Annotated in this window: 21 protein-coding genes; 8 read left to right on the top strand and 13 right to left on the bottom strand. The window is 61.0% G+C overall.

Annotated elements, in window-relative coordinates:
• Position 1: 1 nt before the first annotated feature.
• The 4 genes from LCU97_RS04030 to LCU97_RS04045 all read right to left on the bottom strand — a co-directional run bounded on the left by LCU97_RS04030 (position 2) and on the right by LCU97_RS04045 (position 3,712).
• A complete protein-coding gene (locus LCU97_RS04030; RefSeq protein WP_232775630.1) occupies positions 2 to 448 on the bottom strand; it encodes a hypothetical protein in 447 nt (148 codons plus the stop codon).
• Positions 449 to 792: 344 nt separating this feature from the next.
• Positions 793 to 1,317 carry an AAA family ATPase gene (locus LCU97_RS04035; RefSeq protein WP_053151516.1) on the bottom strand — a complete coding sequence of 175 codons (525 nt, stop codon included), beginning with the start codon at positions 1,315 to 1,317 and terminating at the stop codon, positions 793 to 795.
• Positions 1,314 to 1,877: a nicotinamide riboside transporter PnuC gene (gene pnuC / locus LCU97_RS04040; RefSeq protein WP_053151519.1), complete on the bottom strand. Its 564-nt coding sequence runs from the start codon at positions 1,875 to 1,877 to the stop codon at positions 1,314 to 1,316. Before pnuC ends, LCU97_RS04035 begins: the two co-directional genes overlap by 4 nt.
• A gap of 200 nt (positions 1,878 to 2,077) precedes the next feature.
• Complete coding sequence (locus LCU97_RS04045; RefSeq protein ID WP_053151522.1) at positions 2,078 to 3,712, bottom strand: methyl-accepting chemotaxis protein; 1,635 nt, start codon at positions 3,710 to 3,712, stop codon at positions 2,078 to 2,080.
• 237 nt (positions 3,713 to 3,949) lie between these two features.
• Between LCU97_RS04045 and LCU97_RS04050 the strand changes: the two genes are divergently transcribed.
• Both LCU97_RS04050 and LCU97_RS04055 read left to right on the top strand, forming a co-directional pair.
• Positions 3,950 to 4,780 (top strand): undecaprenyl-diphosphate phosphatase, encoded by an 831-nt coding sequence (locus tag LCU97_RS04050; protein WP_053151525.1) that lies wholly within the window; start codon positions 3,950 to 3,952, stop codon positions 4,778 to 4,780.
• Positions 4,777 to 5,205 carry a DUF1294 domain-containing protein gene (locus LCU97_RS04055; RefSeq protein ID WP_053151528.1) on the top strand — a complete coding sequence of 143 codons (429 nt, stop codon included), beginning with the start codon at positions 4,777 to 4,779 and terminating at the stop codon, positions 5,203 to 5,205. The genes LCU97_RS04050 and LCU97_RS04055 overlap by 4 nt, the downstream gene beginning before the upstream one ends.
• 1 nt (position 5,206) lies before the next feature.
• Here the strand turns inward: LCU97_RS04055 and LCU97_RS04060 are convergent, their stop codons facing one another.
• Together LCU97_RS04060 and LCU97_RS04065 are read right to left on the bottom strand one after the other, a co-directional pair.
• Positions 5,207 to 5,560 carry an MmcQ/YjbR family DNA-binding protein gene (locus LCU97_RS04060; protein ID WP_053151531.1) on the bottom strand — a complete coding sequence of 118 codons (354 nt, stop codon included), beginning with the start codon at positions 5,558 to 5,560 and terminating at the stop codon, positions 5,207 to 5,209.
• The gene (locus LCU97_RS04065; RefSeq protein WP_053151533.1) at positions 5,557 to 6,465 is read right to left on the bottom strand and encodes a LysR substrate-binding domain-containing protein; all 909 of its coding nucleotides are present in this window, start codon (positions 6,463 to 6,465) and stop codon (positions 5,557 to 5,559) included. The genes LCU97_RS04060 and LCU97_RS04065 overlap by 4 nt, the downstream gene beginning before the upstream one ends.
• A gap of 130 nt (positions 6,466 to 6,595) precedes the next feature.
• On the opposite strand from LCU97_RS04065, the gene LCU97_RS04070 reads away from it, so the two are divergent.
• On the top strand, positions 6,596 to 7,204 hold the full coding sequence (locus LCU97_RS04070) for an FMN-dependent NADH-azoreductase (RefSeq protein ID WP_053151536.1): 609 nt from the start codon (positions 6,596 to 6,598) through the stop codon (positions 7,202 to 7,204).
• 179 nt (positions 7,205 to 7,383) lie between these two features.
• Entirely contained in the window at positions 7,384 to 8,421 is a 1,038-nt protein-coding gene (locus tag LCU97_RS04075; protein ID WP_053151539.1) for an alpha/beta hydrolase family protein, read from the top strand.
• Here LCU97_RS04075 and LCU97_RS04080 read toward each other — a convergent pair.
• Together LCU97_RS04080 and LCU97_RS04085 are read right to left on the bottom strand one after the other, a co-directional pair.
• On the bottom strand, positions 8,415 to 9,608 hold the full coding sequence (locus LCU97_RS04080) for an MFS transporter (RefSeq protein WP_053151541.1): 1,194 nt from the start codon (positions 9,606 to 9,608) through the stop codon (positions 8,415 to 8,417). The two genes, LCU97_RS04075 and LCU97_RS04080, sit on opposite strands and share 7 nt — an antisense overlap.
• Positions 9,609 to 9,932: 324 nt before the next feature.
• A complete protein-coding gene (locus LCU97_RS04085; RefSeq protein WP_053151545.1) occupies positions 9,933 to 11,519 on the bottom strand; it encodes an ABC-F family ATPase in 1,587 nt (528 codons plus the stop codon).
• A gap of 254 nt (positions 11,520 to 11,773) precedes the next feature.
• Between LCU97_RS04085 and lpxO the strand changes: the two genes are divergently transcribed.
• On the top strand, positions 11,774 to 12,673 hold the full coding sequence (gene lpxO / locus LCU97_RS04090) for a lipid A hydroxylase LpxO (protein ID WP_232775631.1): 900 nt from the start codon (positions 11,774 to 11,776) through the stop codon (positions 12,671 to 12,673).
• 18 nt (positions 12,674 to 12,691) lie between these two features.
• Here the strand turns inward: lpxO and ligD are convergent, their stop codons facing one another.
• Both ligD and ku read right to left on the bottom strand, forming a co-directional pair.
• On the bottom strand, positions 12,692 to 14,686 hold the full coding sequence (gene ligD / locus LCU97_RS04095) for a DNA ligase D (protein WP_232775632.1): 1,995 nt from the start codon (positions 14,684 to 14,686) through the stop codon (positions 12,692 to 12,694).
• A gap of 33 nt (positions 14,687 to 14,719) precedes the next feature.
• Positions 14,720 to 15,610: a non-homologous end joining protein Ku gene (gene ku / locus LCU97_RS04100; RefSeq protein WP_053151552.1), complete on the bottom strand. Its 891-nt coding sequence runs from the start codon at positions 15,608 to 15,610 to the stop codon at positions 14,720 to 14,722.
• Positions 15,611 to 15,831: 221 nt separating this feature from the next.
• Between ku and LCU97_RS04105 the strand changes: the two genes are divergently transcribed.
• From LCU97_RS04105 to LCU97_RS04115, 3 genes are all read left to right on the top strand, one after another.
• Complete coding sequence (locus LCU97_RS04105) at positions 15,832 to 16,170, top strand: hypothetical protein (RefSeq protein ID WP_053151555.1); 339 nt, start codon at positions 15,832 to 15,834, stop codon at positions 16,168 to 16,170.
• A 19-nt stretch (positions 16,171 to 16,189) separates the two neighbouring features.
• Positions 16,190 to 17,338, top strand: coding sequence for a PQQ-dependent sugar dehydrogenase (locus tag LCU97_RS04110; protein WP_232775633.1), 1,149 nt, complete (start codon positions 16,190 to 16,192; stop codon positions 17,336 to 17,338).
• Between the two features lie 403 nt (positions 17,339 to 17,741).
• A complete protein-coding gene (locus LCU97_RS04115) occupies positions 17,742 to 18,020 on the top strand; it encodes a DUF1652 domain-containing protein (protein WP_232775634.1) in 279 nt (92 codons plus the stop codon).
• A 76-nt stretch (positions 18,021 to 18,096) separates the two neighbouring features.
• On the opposite strand, the gene LCU97_RS04120 is transcribed toward LCU97_RS04115, so the two are convergent.
• The 3 genes from LCU97_RS04120 to LCU97_RS04130 form a co-directional block, all read right to left on the bottom strand.
• The gene (locus tag LCU97_RS04120) at positions 18,097 to 19,035 is read right to left on the bottom strand and encodes a carbohydrate kinase family protein (protein ID WP_053151565.1); all 939 of its coding nucleotides are present in this window, start codon (positions 19,033 to 19,035) and stop codon (positions 18,097 to 18,099) included.
• A 12-nt stretch (positions 19,036 to 19,047) separates the two neighbouring features.
• Positions 19,048 to 20,535: a xylulokinase gene (xylB, locus tag LCU97_RS04125; protein WP_232775635.1), complete on the bottom strand. Its 1,488-nt coding sequence runs from the start codon at positions 20,533 to 20,535 to the stop codon at positions 19,048 to 19,050.
• 93 nt (positions 20,536 to 20,628) lie between these two features.
• A complete protein-coding gene (locus LCU97_RS04130) occupies positions 20,629 to 22,110 on the bottom strand; it encodes a mannitol dehydrogenase family protein (RefSeq protein WP_232775636.1) in 1,482 nt (493 codons plus the stop codon).
• Between the last annotated feature and the right edge of the window lie 8 nt (positions 22,111 to 22,118).

A 22,118-nucleotide genomic window follows, 5' to 3' on the forward strand; every position in this document is an offset into this window, starting at 1 on the left:
GTCACTGGCCTCCGGCTAGCCGACCCAGCGGGGCCAGGCCGGAACTCAGCGAGCGGTTGATCGTGCCGGAGATTGCGCCACCACTGCCGCCACCGTGGCCGGCGTTCATGCCGGGCATGCCGTTGGGATTGGTCACCACGTTCAGGCCCTGTACGCCGGTGTTGGTATTGACGGCGTTGCGGATCGACGAGCCGCTGGCGACGCTGGCGAATTCGCCGTCGCTCAGTTCAGTGCTGGTGGTGGCCTGCTTGATCCGATCGGAGGGATTGGCATTGACGGTGGTCGGGTAGGGGTCTTTACCGCCATTACGACCTATGTGGACGGGCTGTACGTCGCGGTCGAGGACAATGACGCCATTGCTTTCGGCCTGTACCGGCGGACTGAGCGTCGTGCTCGCGGCGCACCCGATCAACAGCAGACAGAGCAAACGCCTGTCAACAATCCCCATGGTATCGATTCCTTCCTCGGTGCGCTGGCCCTGGTCAGCGCTGCGGGAGGAAGAGCAGGTGTCGTGCCGGAACTGAAAACCCCATTGAATTCAAGGGGTTGATTGGAGCAGAGCAATCAAGGCTGCGGAACATGTTTCATCGCTGAGACGATGCAGGCAGCATTTAAACGACTGCTTGTCGCCCGAAGGCTCTGGATCCAAGCTTTCCCGTCGGTGTTCCAAAAACTTTACAGGCGCGGTGATGATTCGATGAAGCGGCTTTGGATCCGGGTTTTAGACAGCAGGAGTGTTTCAGGATTGGAACACTGCCGCCTGCAATCTCCCTGGAAGCTGCATGGAGGTCGTCAGGCCTGGAGCAGTTGGCGAACGGCGCTGAACGCCTGCTCCCGGCGTTGCGCCCAGTCACCTTCGATCGCTTGGAATGGCTGTTGGTGCCGAACCAGCCAATCCTTGATGGCATCATGGAAAACCATGCGGTCTTTCAGCTCGGGTTGGCAGCGCAGGCCGTCGCCGGTCCATTGCACCTGCTCGGGGCTCAACAGCAGGTGCAAATCGTAATGGCGTGCCAGCAGGGCCGGTTCCAGCCAGTCCGGGCAATCGCCGAAGAGAGTCTGGCTCCAGAGGATATTGCTCAGCAGATGGGTATCGAGCACCAGCAGGGCTGGCTGTCGGGCGCGTGCCGCGTCTTCCCAGGCTAACTGCCCGGAGGCGATGTCGGGAATGTCCGCCAGGCAGGTCTCGCGAGGGTTCTGTTCCATGAAGTGACGAACGTACTCATCCACCCGCAAGCCGCCGAAATGTTCCTGCAACTGCTTCGCCAGCCAGCTCTTGCCAGCGGATTCCGGGCCGGTCAGCACCACCACTTTCATGCGCGCAAGGCCGGGTCGGCGCGCCATTCCCGCCAGCCTTGCACAGCCAGCAGGGTGAACAGGGCGTAAAGCGCAGCGGTCAGGTACAAGCCCTTGTAGACGAACAAACCGACGAAAATCACGTCCAGGACAATCCATAGCGGCCAGCATTGCACGCGTTTTTGCGCCATCCACCACTGGGCCACCAGACTGAAGCCGGTGAGTGCCGCATCGAGCCAGGGTTGGGCCGCGTCGGTCCAGTGGGCCATGGCAGCGCCGAGCATGAGGCTGCCCACGGCGCCAATCATCAGCCCAAGCAACACCGAAGGCCCGCCCAGGCGCGTGACCTGTCGCCCGTCATGGTGCTGCCCGGCGCGGGTCCATTGCCACCAGCCATACAGTTGCAGCACGGCATAGACCACTTGCAACAACATGTCCGAGTACAGCTTCACATCGAAGAAGATCCAGATGTACAGCAGCACCATGACCAGGCCGATCGGCCAGCACCAGGGGTTCTGCTTGACGGTCAGCCAGACAGCGATCACGCCGAGGGCTGCGGCAAACAGTTCAAGCCCGGACATGGCGGTTCCTTGGAGGAGTGGAAGAGGGCGGGGATTGTAAACGCTAGGGTGGGGGTAGCTCCAATCTCAATTCTGGCGCGGACCAAGGGCTGACAGGCACTACAAATCTTCTGTGGGAGCGAGCCTGCTCGCGATGACGGTGGTCCAGCATGCATCGATGCCGAATGTTCCGCCGCTATCGCGAGCAGGTGGCGGGTGCCCTAGACCCTGAACTGCTTGAGCAACCCATTCAACTGCTCGCTCAGTTCCTTGAGCCGGACGCTCGCCAGGCTCGACTGCTCCGCCGCAAGGGCGGTGCTGTGGGAGAGGCCGGCGGCCTGGGTGACGTTCTGGTTGATATCTTCCACCACATGGGCCTGCTGCAGGGTGGCGCTGGCGATGGAAGCGTTGAGGCTGTTGAGGTTGCGCAAGGCCTGGCCGATGGCGTTGAGGCTGGCGCCGGCCAGGCCGGCCTGTTCAATGGTCAGTTGCGAGGCTCGACTGCTGTCGCTGATGACTTTCACCGCGGCTTCGGAATGATTCTGCAGGCGCTCGATCATCGCCTGGATTTCCGCCGTGGACTTCTGCGTGCGTTGGGCCAGTAACCGCACTTCATCGGCCACCACCGCGAAGCCACGACCCTGTTCGCCGGCGCGAGCGGCTTCGATCGCGGCGTTGAGGGCCAGCAGGTTGGTCTGCTCGGCAATGGAGCGGATGACCTCCAGCACGCTGCCGATCTGGGTACTTTCGCTCGCCAGGGTGCGGATCACTTCGACGGCCTGGTCGATAGTCTGCGAGAGACGGTCGATCTGCTGCAGGCTGCCGTCGATGTTGACCTGGCCTTGCTGGGCCTGGGATTCGGCGTCGCGCATTTCGCTAGCGGCATGTTCGGCATTCTTGGCCACGTCCTGCACGCCATAGGTCACTTCGTTGATCGCGGTGGCGACCAGCTCCATCTGTTGCGATTGCTGTTGGCTGCGTTCCTGGGCCTGGGCGGCATCGTTACCCAACTCATTGGACGACTGTCCCAGCGCGCCGGCCGAAGCCTGCAACTGGCTCACGACCTGGCGCAGCTTGGCGGTAAAAGCATTGAAGTGCCGTGCCAATTGCGTGACTTCGTCTTGCCCGTGGGTATCGAGGGTCCGGGTCAGGTCGCTTTCTCCGCTGGCGATATTCGCCATGGCGTTCACCGTTTCCTGCAGCGGCCGCACGATGCTGCGTACGATCAGTGTCAACAGCACGCCCATGATCAACGCGATGACCAGGCCGATCAGCGAAGCCTTGATCAGTTGGGCGCGGAATTCGGCCTGCACGTCATCCACGTAGACGCCTGAGCCGATGATCCAGCCCCAGGGTTCGAATAGTTTGACGTAGGAGGTCTTGCCCACCGGTGCCTCGGCGCCCGGTTTCGGCCAGAGATAATCCACCATCCCGGCGCCCTTGGACTTGGCGATGGAAACCATCTCGTTGAACAGAGCAAAACCGTTCGGGTCGCGGATCGCGGAAAGATTCTGGCCTTCAAGCTTCGGGTTGGTGGGGTGCATGATCATGACCGGCGTCAGGTCATTGATCCAGAAGTAATCGGTTTCGTTATAGCGCAGGCCCCGCACGGCGTTGAGGGCCTGCTTCTGGGCGGCTTCGCGGGTCAGGGTGCCGGCGGTTTCCAGGCCATGGTAATAGTTCAGCACGCCACTGGCGGTCTGGACCACATGTTGGGTTTTCTGCACCTTGGCCTGGTAAAGGTCGCTGTGGATCTGCTTGAGCATCAACGCGCCCAGCGTGAATACCATCAAGATGGCCACGACGAGGATGAGCCACAAGCGTCGGCTGATCGACACACTGCGCAAGCTATTCATACGCTGTCACTCCGGTTTCTTATTCTTGTCATCCACGCCGACCGTGCTGCTCTTGGCCATTACACGGCGGCGTTATCATGGCTTGTCTGATAGGATCTCGGCCCCGCGACGCAAAACCTGAGCCTTCCTTTGATTTTTCATTGGTTTTTTTTGAAAGGCCGCAGTTATTGTGCTGCGCTGCATGACACTTGAATATTGATGGGATCTTGCCAGGGCAAGGTCTTTTTTGGGGGAAGAATGGATTTGTGGACTGCCTTTTCGGCACTGATTCTTGGCGTGGTTGAAGGCTTGACGGAGTTTTTGCCGATTTCCAGCACGGGGCACCAGATCGTCGTGGCCGACTTGCTCCAGTTTGGTGGAGAACGGTCCATGGCGTTCAACATCATCATCCAGTTGGGGGCGATCCTGGCGGTGGTCTGGGAGTTCCGGCGCAAGATCTTCGACGTGGTGGTGGGCCTGCCCACCCAACCCGGCGCCCGTCGGTTCACCGCAAACCTGCTGATCGCCTTTTTTCCTGCCGTGGTCCTGGGCGTGCTGCTTTCCGACTTGATCCACCATTACCTCTTCAACCCGATCACGGTTGCCACGGCCTTGGTGGTGGGCGGTTTCGTGATGCTCTGGGCCGAGAAACGCCAGCATCAAGTGCACGTCGAAACAGTCGACGATATGTCCTGGAAGGACGCGTTGAAGGTCGGTCTGGCCCAATGCCTGGCCATGATTCCCGGTACTTCCCGCTCCGGCTCGACCATCATCGGCGGGCTGTTGTTCGGCCTGTCGCGCAAGACCGCGACCGAGTTCTCGTTCTTCCTGGCGATGCCGACGATGGTTGGCGCTGCGGTCTACTCGGGCTACAAGTACCGCGAGCTGTTCGTTCCAGCGGATTTCCCGGTGTTTGCCATCGGCTTCGTTACTGCGTTCATTTTTGCCATGATCGCGGTCAGGGGGCTGCTGCGGTTCATCGCCAGTCACAGCTATGCAGTGTTCGCGTGGTACCGGATCGCATTCGGTCTGTTGATCCTGGCGACCTGGCAGTTCGGTTGGGTCGACTGGACCACCGCGCAGCCATGAGCCGTCCGGCCATCCATAAACCCGCCACGCGTCCCGCTGGGGGCGCCGTGCCGCACCTGCGGCTTAAACTGATCGTGCTGGCGCTGCTGTGCACCTTGCCGCTGTCGGGTTCGCTGTTGCTCCTGCTCCAGGAAGCGTCGTGGCTGCCGCTGGCGGCTTACGGGGGTGTCAGCCTGATGACCTTCCTGCTTTATTGGAATGACAAGCGCAAGGCCCGCGCCGAGGCCTGGCGTACCCCGGAAAACGTTCTGCACGCCATGGAACTGGCGGGCGGCTGGCCCGGTGCGTTGCTGGCCCAGCAGGTATTTCGGCACAAGACCCGCAAGGTGTCGTTCCAAGTGGTGTTCTGGTTCATCGTGCTGCTGCACCAGACCTTCTGGATCGACCAACTGTTGCTGGGCGGCCGTCTGCTGACGCTGACCTGAGTCAGGGCAGCAGCAGGCCCACTTGCGTGCGCTTGGGCAGCTTGCTGACCACCAACTGGTGGGAGCGTTGCAGCAGGCTGCGCAGTTCCTCGGCGCCCAAGGGGTAGGGCGTGTGCATGATGATCCATTGCGCACGTGCCAGGTACGGGGCCGGGTGTATCCCTGGCCGGTCGCAATGCCCGAGGAACAAATCCTTGTCGACCTTGAACGCCAGGGAGTCGCTGCGCAGGCCCTGCAAGGCGAACATCTTGTTTCCGGCGATGGAAAACACCCGTACGCCGCCCCATTTGTAATCTTCCCGGGCGCCGGGCAAGCCCAGGCAGAACCGTGCGACATCCTCTTCGCTCAAACTCATAGTGTCCTGTCTCCGCAACGGTTGAACGCTTCCACGAGGTGGTCGATCCAGGCACGCACGGCCGGCAGCAGGCCACGTCGATGGGGATAGACTGCCTGGAGCCAGCCGACGGGCAATGACCATCCCGGCAACAATTGAACCAGTCTGCCGTCCCTTAATTCCTCTTCGCAATACATGCTCGGCAACAGGGTAAAGCCCAGGCCGGCGAGGGCGCAGGCGCGGCGAACGATGAAATCGTCGATGCCCAGGCGTGCTTCCAGAGCCATTTCGACACTTTGCTCATCGTCGTTGAGCAGGCGCAAATGCACCAGGCGATCGGTTTCCAGCGCCCCCAACACGGGCAGTTGCTTGAGGTCCTCGGGAGTCTCGATCCGTCGCCCTTCGACGAATGCCGGGCTGGCGACCATGATCAATCGTGCCTGGCGCAACCGTCGGGTCATCAGCAATGGGTCCTCGTCCCCCAGGTCACGCACGCGCAACGCCACGTCGATGCCCTCGCTCACCAGGTCCACGCGACGATTGACCAGAATCATCTCCAGTTGGACCTGGGGAAATTTTTCCAGAAACTCGGCCACCAGTCCCGCCAGCATTTCATGGGCCAGGCCTACCGGGCTGGAGACGCGTAGCCGTCCGCGCGGTGCGCTGGACATACTCGCCACCGCTTCGTCGGCCATCTCGGCTTCCAATAGCATCGCCTGGCAGTGGCGCAGATAACGTTCACCGACGGCGGTCAATTTCAACTGGCGGGTGGTGCGTTGCAGCAAGCGAGCGTCCAGGCGCTCCTCCAGCTCGGCGATACGGCGGGACAACCTCGATTTGGGAATGCCCAGCGTGCGTCCGGCAGCCGCGAAACCGCCGGCTTCGACGACTTTGGCGAAGTAGTACAGATCGTTGAGGTCTTGCATGTCGCGGGCTCGATTGTCCTGTCAGTGGAACGAACTATCGCATTAATGTCGGCTAATCGGCTATTGGTTTCATCGGTAGGATTCTCCTCATTCGATCGCCTGGTAGCGATCCTCATTGGAGAGCACGCACATGAAACTTCTGCACATCGATTCGAGCATCCTCGGCGACAATTCCGCTTCCCGCCAATTGAGCCGCGAAGTGGTCGAGGCCTGGAAAGCTGCCGACCCTGATGTGGTCGTGACCTACCGTGACCTGGCCGCCGACGCGATCAGTCACTTCTCTGCCCAGACCCTGGTCGCTGCCGGTACCAGTGCCGAGCTGCGCGACGCTGCCTTGCAGCATGAGGCGAACCTCAGCGCCGCGACAATGGATGAGTTCCTGGCGGCGGATGCGGTGGTTCTGGCCGCACCGATGTACAATTTCACCATTCCGACCCAGCTCAAGGCCTGGATTGACCGCATCGCGGTGGCCGGCAAGACGTTCACCTACTCCGAAGCCGGCCCGCAAGGCTTGTGCGGCGGCAAGAAGCTGGTGATCGTGTCGACGGCCGGAGGCTTGCACGCCGGCCAGCCGAGTGGCGTAGGTCATGAGCAGTACCTCACGCATATGTTCGGGTTCCTTGGCATCACCGACATCGAGATCGTCCGCGCCGAGGGCCTGGCTTACGGTGATGACATGCGTACCAAGGCCCTGTCCAACGCCAAGGCACAGATCGGCGCGCAGTTCGCCGCTGCGTGAGGCTTGGGTAAAAAATCCTGCCCCTGCGGGCAACCTTCGTAAAACTCTGTATTCTGATCCTTCGAGGAGGGTCGGGTGCAGGGTTTTCGTGTTTCCGGCGTCATGCTTGGCGCGAGACATGCACGCCAGAGTGGCGAGCGACAGGGCGTTCCTGTTCGCTGGTGAAGGTGGAAGAGTCAATGAGACGTCTTGGTGCAGGATTACTGCTTGGTTTGCTCGGTAGCCTGGTGACGGTGCAGGCTGCACCGGCGTTGCATCCCCATTGGAGTGCCGGCTTCCATGAGCTGAGCTTTCTCGATCCGCTGGACCATCAGCCGATGCGTGCCATTGCTTTCTATCCGTCCACCGCCAGGGAGCAAACCAGCCAGTTGGGGGGCTACCAGATCGACGCCGCCCCGGACGCCCAGATCGCCATCGGCCGCTTTCCGATGCTGATGCTGTCCCACGGCAACACCGGTACGCCTTTGGCCCTGCATGACCTGGCGACGTCCCTGGCGCGCAAGGGGTTCGTGGTGGTGGCGGTGATCCATCCAGGCGACAACGTCCAGGATCACAGCAGGCTGGGCACCTTGAGCAATCTTTACGGTCGGCCCATCCAGATTTCCGAAGCCATCACCGCAACGCTGAACGATCCGATCCTGTCACCGTTCGTCAATGCCGGACAGGTGGGCGTCATTGGGTATTCGGCCGGTGGCGAGACTGCACTGATCCTTTCCGGGGCCACGCCGGACCTCAATCGTCTACGGCGGTATTGCCAGGAACGGCCGGACGACCATGACGCCTGCAATACCCAGGGCGAACTGATTGCCGACCGCGACGACCTGCAACCGGTGGCCGATCCCAGGGTCCGGGCTTTATTGCTGATGGCCCCGTTGAGTCTCAAGTTCGGTCGCCATACCCTGGCCGATGTCCATGTGCCGGTGTTGTTGTACAGCGGCGATGGCGACAAGCTGGTGGCTTTCGACAAGAACGCCGCTGCCCTGGCCCGCAAGCTGCCCACCGCGCCGGACTTCAAAACGTTGGCCGGGGCAGGGCACTTCGTGTTCCTGGCGCCGTGCACCGACGAGCAGATTGCTGCAATGCCCGCACTTTGCACCGATGCCGATGGGGTCGACCGCAAGGACATTCATCGCACCATGATTTCCGAAGCGGGCCGTTTTTTCAGCGAGGCCCTGGGTAAGCCGACCCGCGCCGGCATGCGGACAGCGGATCAGTAAGCGTTTTTTCCGGCGCGCTGACGCAGCAGCAAGGTCAAGCCCAAACCCAGGATCGACAGCAGCGCTGCGCTGAAGAAAATCCAGGCATAACCCAGGTTCAACGCCACCGCGCCCATCAAGGGGCCCGCAATTGCCAGGGCGAGGTCGAAAAATACTGCATACGCGCTCAGCCCGGCACCTCGACTGGTATTCGGCACTTGCTTGATGGCCTCCACGCCCAACGCTGGATAGACCAATGACAACCCGAAACCCGCCAGCCCCGCGCCGACCAGGGCGAACGCCGTGGAAGGCGCCAGCCACAGCAGCACCAACCCCAGGGTTTCGATGCTCATGCAAGCGATGGCCGAGTTGAAGCCACCGAAACGACCGATGCTGGAAATGAACAACAATCGCGACAGGATGAAGCAGACGCCGAAGACCGTCAGGCACCAGGCCGCGCCGGTCCAGCCGCGACTCAGGTAGAACAAAGTAATGAAGGTCGTGAGAGTGCCATAGCCGATCGACGCCAGGCACAGGCTCGTCCCGTAGGGCGCGATACGACCGAACACCGCCCGGAACGGCAGGCGTTCGCCACGCACCACCGGCACGGACGGCTTGTTGCGAATCAGCAGCAACGCAACCCCCGCCAGTAGCGACAAGGCGATCCCCAGACTGGCGAAGCCCAGATCACCCACCATGATCACACCCAGCGGCGCGCCAATGGCGATGGCCCCATAAGAGGCGATGCCGTTCCAGGAGATCGAGCGGGCCGTGTGCTCGACACCGACCTGGCCCATGCACCAACTGATGGTGCCCACGCCAATCAAGCCTTGGGCCACGCCCAGCAACAAACGGCCGGCAATCAGGATGATCAGGCTCATCAGAGGCAGGCTTTGCAGCAAGGTCGAGATCAACGTCAGCACACCACTGAGCAAAATCCCCGACAGACCATAAATGATCGCCCGTTTGGTTCCTATGCTGTCCGACAGCCGCCCGGCCATGGGCCGGCTGAGCAGCGTCGCCAGGTACTGTGAGCCAATGGTCAACCCGGCCACCACCGCACTGAAGCCCAACTGCTCGTGGACATAGCCCGGCAGCACCGCAATCGGCAGGCCGATGCAGAGGAAAGCGATGAAGGTGTAGAACACGATGGAGATGATTTGCAGGGTGATCGACAGGGAGCTGGGGGCGGCTTGAGGCTTTGACATGGGGCTCGTTCGCGGGCAGCGGGGGAGAGAGCTCCATCATGGCGCGAGGTGGCAATAAAAGAAAGCAGGCTAACTAAACGTGCGGCTAGACACTGAAGACACATCAATTACCTGTGGGGAGCTGCGGTGAGTATGGATTCCGGGCGTACTCCGAACCAGAGTGGGAGCGGGCTTGCTCGCGAAGACGGCGGCACGTCCAACACTGACCCTGACTCTGAAACACCGCTTTCGCGAGCAAACCCGCTCCCACAAGTACTTGTGTACTTGAGATGTAAAAAGCCCTGTCACATTGGACAGGGCTTTTCATTACAGCGCTGAATCGTCTTAGAACATCACACCCTGACTACGCAGGTAGTCATCATAGGTGCCACTGAAGTCCACCACGCCGTCCGCGCTCAGTTCGATGATGCGGGTCGCCAGGGACGACACGAATTCCCGGTCGTGGCTGACGAAAATCAGCGTGCCCGGATAGTTCTCCAGCGCCAGGTTCAGCGCTTCGATGGATTCCATGTCCAGGTGGTTGGTCGGTTCGTCCATCACCAGCACGTTCGGCTTCTGCAGGATCAGCTTGCCGAACAGCATGCGGCCTTGTTCACCGCCGGAGATCACCTTGACGGATTTGAGGATCTCGTCGTTGGAAAACAGCATGCGGCCCAGGGTGCCGCGGATCATCTGTTCGCCTTGGGTCCATTGGCCCATCCACTCGAACAGGCTGACATCGTCTTCGAAGTCATGGGCATGGTCCTGGGCGTAGTAGCCCAACTCCGCGCTTTCGGTCCATTTCACCGAGCCGCTGTCCGGCACCAGTTCGCCCATCAGGGTGCGCAGCAGGGTGGTCTTGCCGATACCGTTGGGGCCGATGATCGCCACACGCTCGCCGGCTTCGACGGTGAAACTGAAGTTCTTGAACAGGGTCTTGCCGTCGAAGCCCTTGGACATGCGTTCAACGGTGACTGCCTGGCGATGCAGCTTCTTGGTCTGCTCGAAACGGATGAACGGGCTCACGCGACTCGACGGCTTGACCTCGGCCAACTGGATCTTGTCAATCTGCTTGGCGCGGGAAGTGGCCTGCTTGGCTTTCGAGGCGTTGGCCGAGAAGCGGCTGACGAAGGTCTGCAGTTCGGCGATCTGGGCTTTCTTCTTGGCGTTGTCCGACAGCAACTGCTCGCGGGACTGGGTCGCCGCGATCATGTACTCGTCGTAGTTGCCCGGGAACAGGCGCAGTTCACCGTAGTCCAGGTCGGCCATGTGGGTGCAGACGCTGTTCAGGAAGTGCCGGTCGTGGGAAATGATGATCATGGTGCTGTTACGCGCCGTGAGGATGTTTTCCAGCCAGCGGATGGTGTTGATGTCCAGGTGGTTGGTCGGTTCGTCGAGCAACAGCACTTCCGGATCGGAGAACAGGGCCTGGGCGAGCAACACTCGCAATTTCCAGCCTGGCGCCACCTCGGTCATCGGACCGAAATGCTGGGCCAGCGGAATGCCCAGGCCCAGCAACAGCTCACCGGCACGGGATTCGGCGGTATAGCCGTCCATTTCGGCGAACTCGGTTTCCAGCTCGGCCACGGCCATGCCGTCTTCCTCGGTCATTTCCGGCAGCGAGTAGATGCGATCGCGCTCGGCCTTGACCTTCCACAACTCCTCGTGGCCCATGATCACGGTATCGATCACGCTGAATTGTTCGTAGGCGAACTGGTCCTGGCGCAGCTTGCCCAGGCGCACGTTCGGCTCGAGCATCACCTGGCCGCCGGACGGCTCGAGATCGCCGCCGAGGATTTTCATGAAGGTCGACTTGCCGCAACCGTTGGCGCCGATCAAGCCGTAGCGGTTGCCCGCGCCGAACTTGACAGAAACGTTTTCGAACAACGGCTTGGCGCCGAACTGCATGGTGATGTTAGCTGTAGAAATCAAGGGGTTATCCGGAATCGGCGAAAAAGGGGCGCATGATTGGGGCGGCGATTGTACTGATCTGGCCGCGTTAACGATAGGGTGTTGCCTGGGCATGACAGTTTTTCACAATTGAGGGTAACTTTCAGTTACAAACTGTGGCTAAAATGCCATCTCTGTTGATGCCACCCTTTTTGCCCCTTGGCTGGCCAAGGAACGTCCTCCGGTTCCTGATCGGCAAGGAGCAGTCCCTTCACTCCAGTTGTGTGACGAATCGCGTGAAACTCATCATTGCTGCGATCTACATTCTTTCCATTGGCTATGTGCACCTGCGCGGACGCGTACGGCACAAGCTCGGGCGCCAGTTGAGCGACCACTCGTCCTTTCTTGCCCCCATCAACTGCCTGCTTTATCTGTGTTCGAAATTGCCCAACAAGCCTTTCCTGAGCCCGGCGCAGTTCCCGGACCTGAGCCCGTTGCAGGCACATTGGGAGGAAATCCGCGCCGAAGGCCTGAGCCTGCTGCAAGCCGGCGAGATCAAACGTTCCAATCAATACGACGATGTGGGTTTCAACTCGTTCTTCAAGACGGGCTGGAAGCGGTTCTATCTGAAGTGGTACGGCGACAGCCATCCCTCGGCCATGAAGCTGTGTCCCCGCACCACCGAGCTGGTGCAGGGCATCGGATCGATCAAGGCGGCAATGTTCGCCGAGTTGCCGCCGGGCTCGAAGCTGGTGCGTCATCGCGATCCTTATGCCGGCTCCTATCGATATCACTTGGGCCTGGAAACCCCTAACGACAGCGGTTGCTACATCAATGTCGATGGCGAGCAGTACCATTGGCGCGATGGCGAGGCGGTGATGTTTGACGAGACGTTCATTCATTACGCCGAAAACACGACGTCGGACAATCGCATCATCCTGTTTTGCGATGTGGAACGACCGTTGAAATACCGCTGGGCCACTGCCTTCAATCGCTGGTTCAGTCGCACCGTGATGGCCGCCGCCGGCGCGCCGAACGATGCCGGCGACAAGACCGGCGGGCTGAACCGGGCATTTTCCAGACTCTACAGGATCCGTCTTCAAGGCAAGGCGCTGAAGAAACGCAACCGCACCTTGTATTACCTGCAAAAGTGGGCGTTCTTCGGCGGGCTGTTGGCGATCTTCGTCTGGATCTGAACCGTTCCCGCTGTGCCGCTACGTTTCAATCCCGGGTTTCTCTGCTTCCAGTTGTTCCCACATCCTGGCCGTGATCCGTTGGCGATGGTTGTAACCTGACCACGGATCGGCGCCCAGACCCCTGGCCCGCTCGAGTGCCGTATGGATGTCCCACTGCTGGGCGTTGCGCAGCCCATCGAGTTCGACCCGGGCGATGGGCACTGACACGGGCAGGCCCGGTCGGGCGCGCACCGAATAGGCCGCGACCGTGCTGGCGCCCCGGGCGTTACGCAGGTAGTCAATGAATATTTTTCCGACGCGGTTTTTTGGCCCCATGGTCGCCGTGACCCGTTGTGGCATCTGCCGGGTCATGAACTGGGAAATGGCTTTGGCGAATGCCTTGGTGGTGTCCCAGCCCTCACTCCGTGCCAATGGCACGATGATGTGCATGCCTTTGCCGCCGCTGGTCTTGAGGAACCCTTGCAGCCCCAGTTCATCGAGCAGCGAGAGTGTCATGCGGGTCACGTCGAGCATGGCGCTCCAAGGCAGCGACGGATCGGGGTCCAGGTCGAGGACGAACAGATCGGGTGTTTCGATCCGGTCGTGGGTCGCGGTCCAGGTATGCAGTTCCACCGTACCCATCTGCGCCGCGCTGATCAGCGCCTGGGCGCTGTCGATTTCCATCAGGGCTGCATGACCCGGATCCAGTTGCGGATCCAGTTGCTTGATATGGGGGATTTCCAGGCGGTCGGCGTGTTTCTGGAAGAACTGCTCTTCGCCGATGCCGTCGGGCGCTCGCAGCAAGGCAACGGGCCGCAGCTTCAGATGGGGCAGAATCCATGATGCGATGTCGGCGTAGTATTGCGCCAATTCTACTTTCTCGACCCCACTGACACTGTCGATGACTCGCTCGGGATGGGTGATTTTCACGCCGCTGACTTCCACCGAGCGCTTTCTGCCGCCGCGTTTGGATTCAGGTGCCGTGGCCTTTATCGGCAGGGCTTGCTCGCGAACGACTTTGCTGGCCGGTGTATCGGTCAACAGGTCGAGGAAAGCCGCCTGGCGCACCAGGCCGCCGCGGGTCCATTCGGCGAACTCGACTTCGCACACCAGGGTCGGCTCGACCCACTGTACGCCGCGACCCTGGCTGGCATTGAGTGGTTTTCCCAGGGGGGAGGCGTCACGCTCATGGCGCTGGAGTTGTTCATGTAACTGCTTGAGCTGCGATCGGGTGAGCCCTGTGCCTACCCGGCCGGCATACACCAGCCCGGCCGGTCCGTTGACTGCCAGCAGCAGCGCACCGAAACCGCTGCGCGTGCCTTTCGGGCGGGTGAAACCGACAATGACGAAGGCTTGGCGCAACCGGCACTTGAGTTTGATCCAATCGGTGCTGCGCCGGGATACATAAGGACTGCCCAGGCGTTTGCCGATCACGCGGTCCAGCGAAAGGGCGGCGGCGCTCTCGAAAATCTCATCCTGGCTGGCGGAAAACGCTTCGGAGAACCGCAGGCGCTTGCTTGCGTTGTTCGCCAGGGCTTTTTTCAGCGCCGCTCGCCGCTCTTCCACCGCGAGCATTCGCAGGTCCTTGCCGTTGAGAAACGGAGCGTCGAACAGGAAGTACACCATGTCCACGGTGCGGCCGATTTCAAAGGCTTGCCGCAGGGCGGCAAGATCGGATTGACCGGTGTCGTCCAGCAGCACCAGGTCACCGTCCAGCCAGCTATCCCCCAGATTCAGAGCAGCCAGGGCATCGGCGTGTAATTGGAGGCGTTCGGTCCAATCCTGATGATTGCGATTGAACAGTCGGACTTCGCCGCCTCTGATGCGGGCCAGCAGTCGATAGCCATCGAACTTGACCTCATAACGCCATTCGCCAGGCGGTGGTTCCTCCACGGGCGTGGCCAGTTGCGGGGACAGGCGTTCAGGTAAGCGAGCGGGTACTGCGATCCGGTCCAGTCTATTGTCGGGTCGAGCCATTGTTTCGTCCGGTTCGGTATCGGGCAATCGGGCGTGTTCATTTTCGGCCATGACCATGACAGTTTCCCTTGCAGTGCTGGCGCCGGGGGACTAGCCCCGGGAAGCCTTGGTGGCTTTTTTGGCAGGCGCGGATTTACGAGGCTTGGCGGGTTTCTCGGCGTTTTTTCCGCCGGGCTTGTCGGCCGCCTTGCCTTTGCTGCCCAGGCTGCGCTTGAGCAGTTCGGTGAGGTCGATGACATCGGCGGTCTTGCGTTGCTCTTCGCCCGGGTCGGTTTCCACGGCTTCGAGGCGGCCCTCGTTGGCCTTTTTCTCCACCAGTTCCATGATCTTGTCCTCGAAACTGTCCCGGTATTGCTGGGGATCCCAATCGCCACTCATGTCCTCGACCAGGCGCTTGGCCATTTCCAGCTCACCCTTGGCCAGGGTCGGGTGAGTCACCTCATCGCCCAACTCCAGGATGTCGAGGTCGCGCACTTCGGCCGGCCAGCGCAGCATCACCAGCACCAGGGCCGACTCCAACGGCATCAGCGCCGCCAGGTGTTGGCGGGTATGCAGTACGACATGGGCCAGGGCCACCTTGTTGGTCTTTATCAAGGTCTCGCGCAGCAGCGCATAGACCTTGCCGCCGCGTTTGTCGGGGGCCAGGAAGTAAGGTGTATCAATGTTTTGCAGCGGGATCGCTTCGCTGTCTACGAAGGAAAAAATGTCGATGGTCTGGGTGGACTTGGGGTGGGCGGAGCGGATTTCCTCTTCGCTGAGCAGCACGTATTGGCCTTTTTGGTACTCGACACCCTTGACGATGTCTTCCTTGGTCACTTCCTTGCCGGTGACCTTGTTGACCCGCTTGTAGCCCACCGGGTCCATGCTGCGCTTATCCAGCCAATCGAAATCCACCCCCTGGGAGGACGTCGCCGACACCAGCGCCACGGGAATGTGGACCAGTCCGAAACTGATTGCGCCTTTCCAGATTGCCCGTGCCATGGTGGGGTTTTCCTTACCGATGAAGAGTCTCTCTGGTGACCTTTGCGCCTTGGCAAAAGTTTCCGTGGAAAACGCTGCCGGCGGGTAGCGCTGGCTGGTCCGGAGATGCCTCGTAACATTTGCGTCCGACAATTTGCCTAACATTTACTTAACAACCGCGAACCTGCGGCGTAGCGTGCTTTCGATATATCGGAGCGATTTCGTGACGCAGGAGGTACCCGATGCACAGGCTGATGCTCGCCATCTTCACGCTATTGCTGGCCAGCGCCGTCCACGCCGCCGCGCCAGATCCTGGGGCTGTGGTCGTTGCCCAGAACCTGCCAGGCAACAACAACCCCTACAGCAATCCGATACGCCGGGCGAACCCCAACAGCATGCAGGGCACCCAGCCCAACGTACCGACGATTCGCAACAACCCGACAGTCCCCGTGCCCCGGCCGCCCACCCTGGAAAACGGTGGTATCGGCAACGGTTATCCTCGCTCGGGGCCTGCGCCGGGTTCGCCCAGGCCGACCATTGAGTCCAATACGCCTCCCAGGGGCCCGAACGACAATCGGTAGACCACAGAAGGAAATGTGCATGTTGCGTAAAACATACCTGACGGCGCTCGGCGCCAGCGCTGTCCTGACACTTGCCATGCCGGCCTTTGCCGCCCCGACCCAGTTATTCAAAAGCGAAGAGGGCACCGTGGAGGTGACCACCGTGGCCAAGGGGCTGGAGCACCCCTGGTCGCTGGCGTTCTTGCCGGGGCAGCGTGGCATGCTGGTGACCGAGCGGCCGGGCAACCTTCGCCTGGTCAGCCCCGACGGGCAGGTGTCGACACCGTTGGGCGGCGTACCGGAGGTCTGGGCCAATGGCCAGGGAGGTTTGCTGGACGTGGTGCTGTCGCCGGATTTCAACCAGGATCGTACGGTGTATCTGTCCTATGCCGAGGGTGGCGAGGACGGCAAGGCCGGCACTGCGGTAGGGCGGGGGCAATTGTCCGAGGACCTGAAGCGCCTGGAGAATTTCGACGTGATTTTCCGCCAGCAGCCCAAGCTGTCCACGGGCAACCACTTCGGCTCGCGATTGGTATTTGACCGTGATGGCTACCTGTTCATCACCCTGGGAGAAAACAACGACCGCCCGACGGCCCAGGACCTGGACAAGCTGCAGGGCAAGGTGGTGCGTCTCTACCCTGACGGCAAGGTGCCGGACGATAACCCCTTCGTCGGTCAGAAAGACGTCCGGCCGGAGATTTGGGCCTACGGTATTCGCAATCCCCAGGGCGCTGCACTCAATCCCTGGAATGGTACGTTGTGGGAGAACGAACACGGCCCCAGGGGCGGTGATGAACTGAACATCATCGAGCGCGGCCAGAACTATGGCTGGCCGCTGGCGACCCATGGCATCAACTACTCTGGTGCGCCGATTCCCGAAGCTCAGGGCAAGACTGTCGAAGGAACACGTGGCCCCCACCATGTCTGGCAGGTTTCACCGGGGCTCAGTGGCATGGCGTTCTACGACAACGATCGTTTCACTCCCTGGCAGCGCAACGCGTTCATCGGGGCACTGGTTTCGAAGAACCTGATCCGCCTGGAATTCGAGGGCGACAAGGTCGTTCACGAGGAGCGTTTGCTGGGCGAACTCAAGGAGCGAATCCGCGATGTCCGCCAGGGGCCGGATGGCTACCTGTATGTGCTGACGGATGAAGACGAGGGAGCGCTCTATAAAGTGGGGCTCAAGTGACCAGGGTTTGTAGGAAAAGTCACCGGAAAGGTGACCTGTCATCGCTTTTTTCATGCCAGCCGACGGATGCCCGTTTCCATAGTGGCAATTAGGGCTACTCTAGTTTGCGACGCATCAGCGTTGTTGCAGTTTGCAAGAGAAACGCGCCGCTTCCTTGCATTTTGCCCGAGGAAGCCTACGCGTTGACACGCCAAGTGATTGATTTATATCAAGTAGAAACGTGGCAATTGCAGGCATATTTTTTGCGGGATGATCCAAGAGTTCACTTGAAGAACTTATTGATTGAAACGCTAAAAACGAACGGCACGACATTTCGTAGTCCCAGATCCGCAGGGAAGGAACGGAGAAGAAGTATCGTCGCCGTGAAAAAATAAGTTGGACGCCTCAACAGGAGAGAGTCGCCATGTTTTTATCTGCCCTCGAAATGCGAAGCATCATTGAAAGCAGCTTGTTGCCCAAGCGCTCGCAATGCACCTTGTCACCGGACCTGTCGATGACCATCAAGGTCTTCGACGACCATGAAACGGACCGTGTGGCTTTGCTCAAGACCGATATCGATGCCAACAAGCTCACCAGCTGCCGGGCAATCAATGACCTTATCGCCGAGTTACGCACCGAGCTTCAGCATCATCACGGAGCCGGAAATTATTTCCATCAGCAGCACCGGATGACCGGACGCTAAGCCACGCCGGTCAGTGACGTTGACGTTGGGCTGGGCTCATGCACAGACCCAGCGTCCCGTTTCCTCATTTTATCCCTCAGACGAGCTGCTGGCGGTACGGCAGGTCCGGTCCTGTCTTGCTGCATGTAAGAGCCGCCGCACGCATCGCAAAGTCGAGCATCGCGCTGATCTGGTCCCGGGTCAGGGCGTGAAGGCCTTCGGCCGAATCCATTTCGTTCTCGCCCAGCCAGGTCAACAGTGCTGCCTGGAAGGTGTCGCCTGCGCCTACGGTGTCGGCAACCTCGACCGCGAGGGCGGGCATCGACCAGCTGCCATGGCCTTGGCTGAACACCGTAGCGCCCTGGCCGCCACGGGTCAGGAACACCAGTTGGCAACGATGCTGGAGCCAGCTTCTGATCACGCTTTGTGGGTCCTGCCCGGGGTAGAGCAGGCTGAGGTCTTCGTCGCTGACCTTGATCAGATCGGCATATTGCACCAGCGTCGCGATCCGGGCGCGCCATAGCTCGATGTCTGGCTGTGGGTTCAGTCGCACGTTCGGGTCGAGGCTGATCAGGCGCTTGCCGCTTTCACGTTGCGCCAGCGCCAGCAATGTATCGGCAATGGGTTGCACCACCAGGGAGAACGAGCCGAAATGCAGGCCGCATACCTCTGGCCCCAATGAGGGCAGATGTTCCAGGCTTAATTGCCGATCCGCGCAGCCTTCGCCACGAAAACTGTAATGGGGTGAGCCGTTGGCACCGACGGCAACCATCGCGAGCGTCGTCGGTGCATCGAAGTCCACCAGGTATGTCGTGCTGACACCTTCGTTGAGCAGAACCTGATGCAGGCGCCGACCGAGATAGTCGGTGGACAATCCACCGAACAAGGCCGACTCCATCCCCAGTCGTCGCAGCCCTACCGCCACATTGAACGGCGAGCCGCCGGCAATGGCCTTGAAACTGACCTGCGAAACCGGGCCGCCAGCCTCGTCTTCACTGAAGACATCAAACAGTGCTTCACCACACACCAGATACATAATGACTTGCTCTCAAAGGGTTGCGACGTGTTGTCGGTAACGTTCGTAGGCCTGCTGGGACGCTGCGACATGCTCGGCGACCGGCCGCGTCTCGCTGGTCGGATCGAGTTTGACGCAGCGCTGGCACAGTTCGCTCAGGCTTTGCTGTGATCCTGAATGACACCAGGCTGCCTGAATGGCCGCGCCGAGCGCAGCGGCTTCGCTCTGCTCGGTGCAGATGACCGTGGTATCCATAATGTCGGCGACGATCTGCCGCCAGACCGGGCTCTTCGAGCCGCCGCCGATCAGACGGATGCTCCGGGCTTCGAGCCCGTTGGCGCGCAGCAGGTCCAGTCCGTAGCGCAGGCCGAAGGTGGTGCCTTCGACCACCGCGCGGCACAAGTTGGCCCGGTTCAGGTTGGTGGTCGTCAAGCCCAACAGGCTGGCGGTGGCATGGGGCAGGGCAGGCACGCGTTCGCCGTTGAGAAACGGGAGCATGCACACGCCATCGGCGCCAATCGGAGCCTGGGTGACCAGGGCGTTGAACGCGTCGATGTCCAGTTCCAGCAGCTCGCGCACCGCGCCGGTGGCGTTGGTCAGGTTCATGGTGCAGATCAGCGGTAGCCAGCCGCCGCTGGAGGAACAGAAAGTGGCTACCGAGGCCTGCGGGCTGACCACCGGCTCCTGGGCGTAGGCGTAGACCGTGCCGGAAGAGCCGAGGCTCATCGTGATCACGCCGGGCTGAATGTTGCCGGTGCCAATGGCGCCCATCATGTTATCCCCGCCACCGCTGGCGACCACGGCATCGGGATTGATGCCCAGGCGTGCGGCAATGGCCGGCAGGATCCGCCCGACGGGTTTGTGGGCGTCAATGAGCTCCGGTAACGCCGATTGCAGTCGGCCGTTGGGGTCGATGTGGTGCAACAACTCAAGGTCCCATTGGCGGGTACGCACGTTGAAATAGCCGGTGCCGGAGGCGTCGCCGTATTCACTGCAATGACGGCCGGTGAGCCAGTGATTCAGGAAGTCGTGGGGCAACAGGATGCTGGCGATGCGGGCGAACACCTGGGGATGGACGTCACGGGTCCACAGCAGCTTGGACACGGTATAGCCGGGGGCGATGACCACGCCGAGACGCTCCAGGGAGCCGCTTTCGCCGCCCAGGTGTGCCAGGAGACGGTCGTTCTCAGGCGTGGTTTCGGTGTCGCACCACAACTTGGCCGGACGCAGGACCTGATCCTGGTCATCGAGCAGTACCAGACCGTGCTGCTGCCCGGAAACACCGATGCCGAGAACGGCCTGACCGTCCACGCCGGCGGCGGCCAGTGCCTGATGAGTTGCCTGGATGAACGCATCGATCCATTGCCCGGTGTCCTGCTCGCGACAGCCATTGGGACCGCTGATTATCGTGTGGGTCGCGGCACCCTGGCCCAGGACTTGGCCGGTGACTGCATCAAGGATCAGGGCCTTGGTGCCTTGGGTGCCGCAATCGATGCCCAGGAACAGCTGTTGGTTTGCCATACAAATCCTCAGGTGATGGGTCTCGGTACGCAATGACCAGTCGAATAAGGCTCTGTGGCGAGGGAGCGAGCGCCCTCGCCACAAAAAGGCAGTCTAGTCCGCATCAGCCAACACCCGCTCGAGCGTGCGTGTGACCCCATGCTCGCGCAAGCTGTTGCAGCACCATTCGAACGCCGCCACGAACTCCGCCGAACGGGGAATGGCCGTGCCGAAGATTTCCTCCACTTCCAGCATCCGCTGGGTAACCAGCGCATCGTCGGCCACCAGCGCCTGGCAGAACGCGGCGCGCGGGTCGGGAATCGAATAGCTCACGCCATTTTCGTCCTCGCCCTTGAGGTACACCGCCCAGGCCGCCACCACCAGCGCCGCGCGCCGGGTATGGCCACCGTCGGCAATCAAGCGGTTGATGGTGGGCACGGTGAATTTGGGGAACTTCGACGAGCCGTCCGAGCATACCCGTTCCAACTGGTCGGCGATGGCCTGGTTGGAGAACCGTTCGATCAGCGTGTTCTTGTAGTCGCTCAGGTCGATGCCCGGCACCGGTGCCAGTTGCGGTGTCACGTCCAGGTCCATGTAGGCTCGGATGTAACGCACGAACAGCGGGTCGTTCATGGTTTCGTGGACGAAACGATAGCCTTTGAGGAACCCGAGGTAAGTCAGGGCGAGATGGCTGCCGTTGAGCAGCTTGATCTTCATTTCCTCGTAAGGCGTTACGTCGTCGGTGAACTGCACGCCGACCTTTTCCCAGGCCGGGCGGCCATTGACGAATTTGTCTTCCAGCACCCATTGCACGAACGGCTCGCAGACCACTGGCCAGGCGTCGTCGATCCCGTGTTCATCGTGCAACTGCAGACGATGGGCCACGCTGGTCATGGGCGTGATGCGGTCGACCATGGCATTGGGGAAACTGACGTTGCGGTCGATCCACAGCCCCAGGTCGGCGTCGCGCAACGCGGCGAAGGCGAGCAAGGCCTTGCGGGTCACCGCGCCGTTATGGGGCAGGTTGTCGCAGGACATCAGGGTGAACGCCGGGATGCCATTGGCCCGGCGCTTGGCCAGGGCGGCGCAGAGAAAACCGAACACGGTCTTCGGATCGTCCGGGTGGTTCAGGTCGTGTTGGATCTGCGGCAGGTGGGCCATGAACTCGCCGTTGCTGTCATCGATGCAATAACCACCCTCGGTGATGGTCAGCGAGACGATGCGGATCTGCGGGTCGGCCAGTTTGTCGATCAGTGCCCGGGCACCGTCTTCGGCCAGCAGCATGTCGCTGATGGCGCCAATGACCCGGACTTCGGTGTCATCGGTATCGCCCAGCTCAAACAGGGTGAACAGGTAGTCCTGCCCGGCCAGATCATCCCGGGCCCGGCGGTCTTCGGCCCGCAGGCCCACGCCGCAGATGGCCCAGTCCAGGCCTTCGCCGGTGTTCATCAGCGCATCGGTGTAGTACGCCTGGTGAGCCCGATGGAAACCGCCGACGCCGATGTGGGCGATGCCCTGGCGGATATCGTTCAGCGGATAGGCGGGCAGGGCAACCTGTGGATCGAGGTTGTGCAGGTTTTGTCGGTTGAGTTTCATCACACGTC

It is taken from the genome of Pseudomonas uvaldensis (assembly GCF_021271205.1).
Classification (GTDB): Bacteria; Pseudomonadota; Gammaproteobacteria; order Pseudomonadales; family Pseudomonadaceae; genus Aquipseudomonas; species Aquipseudomonas uvaldensis.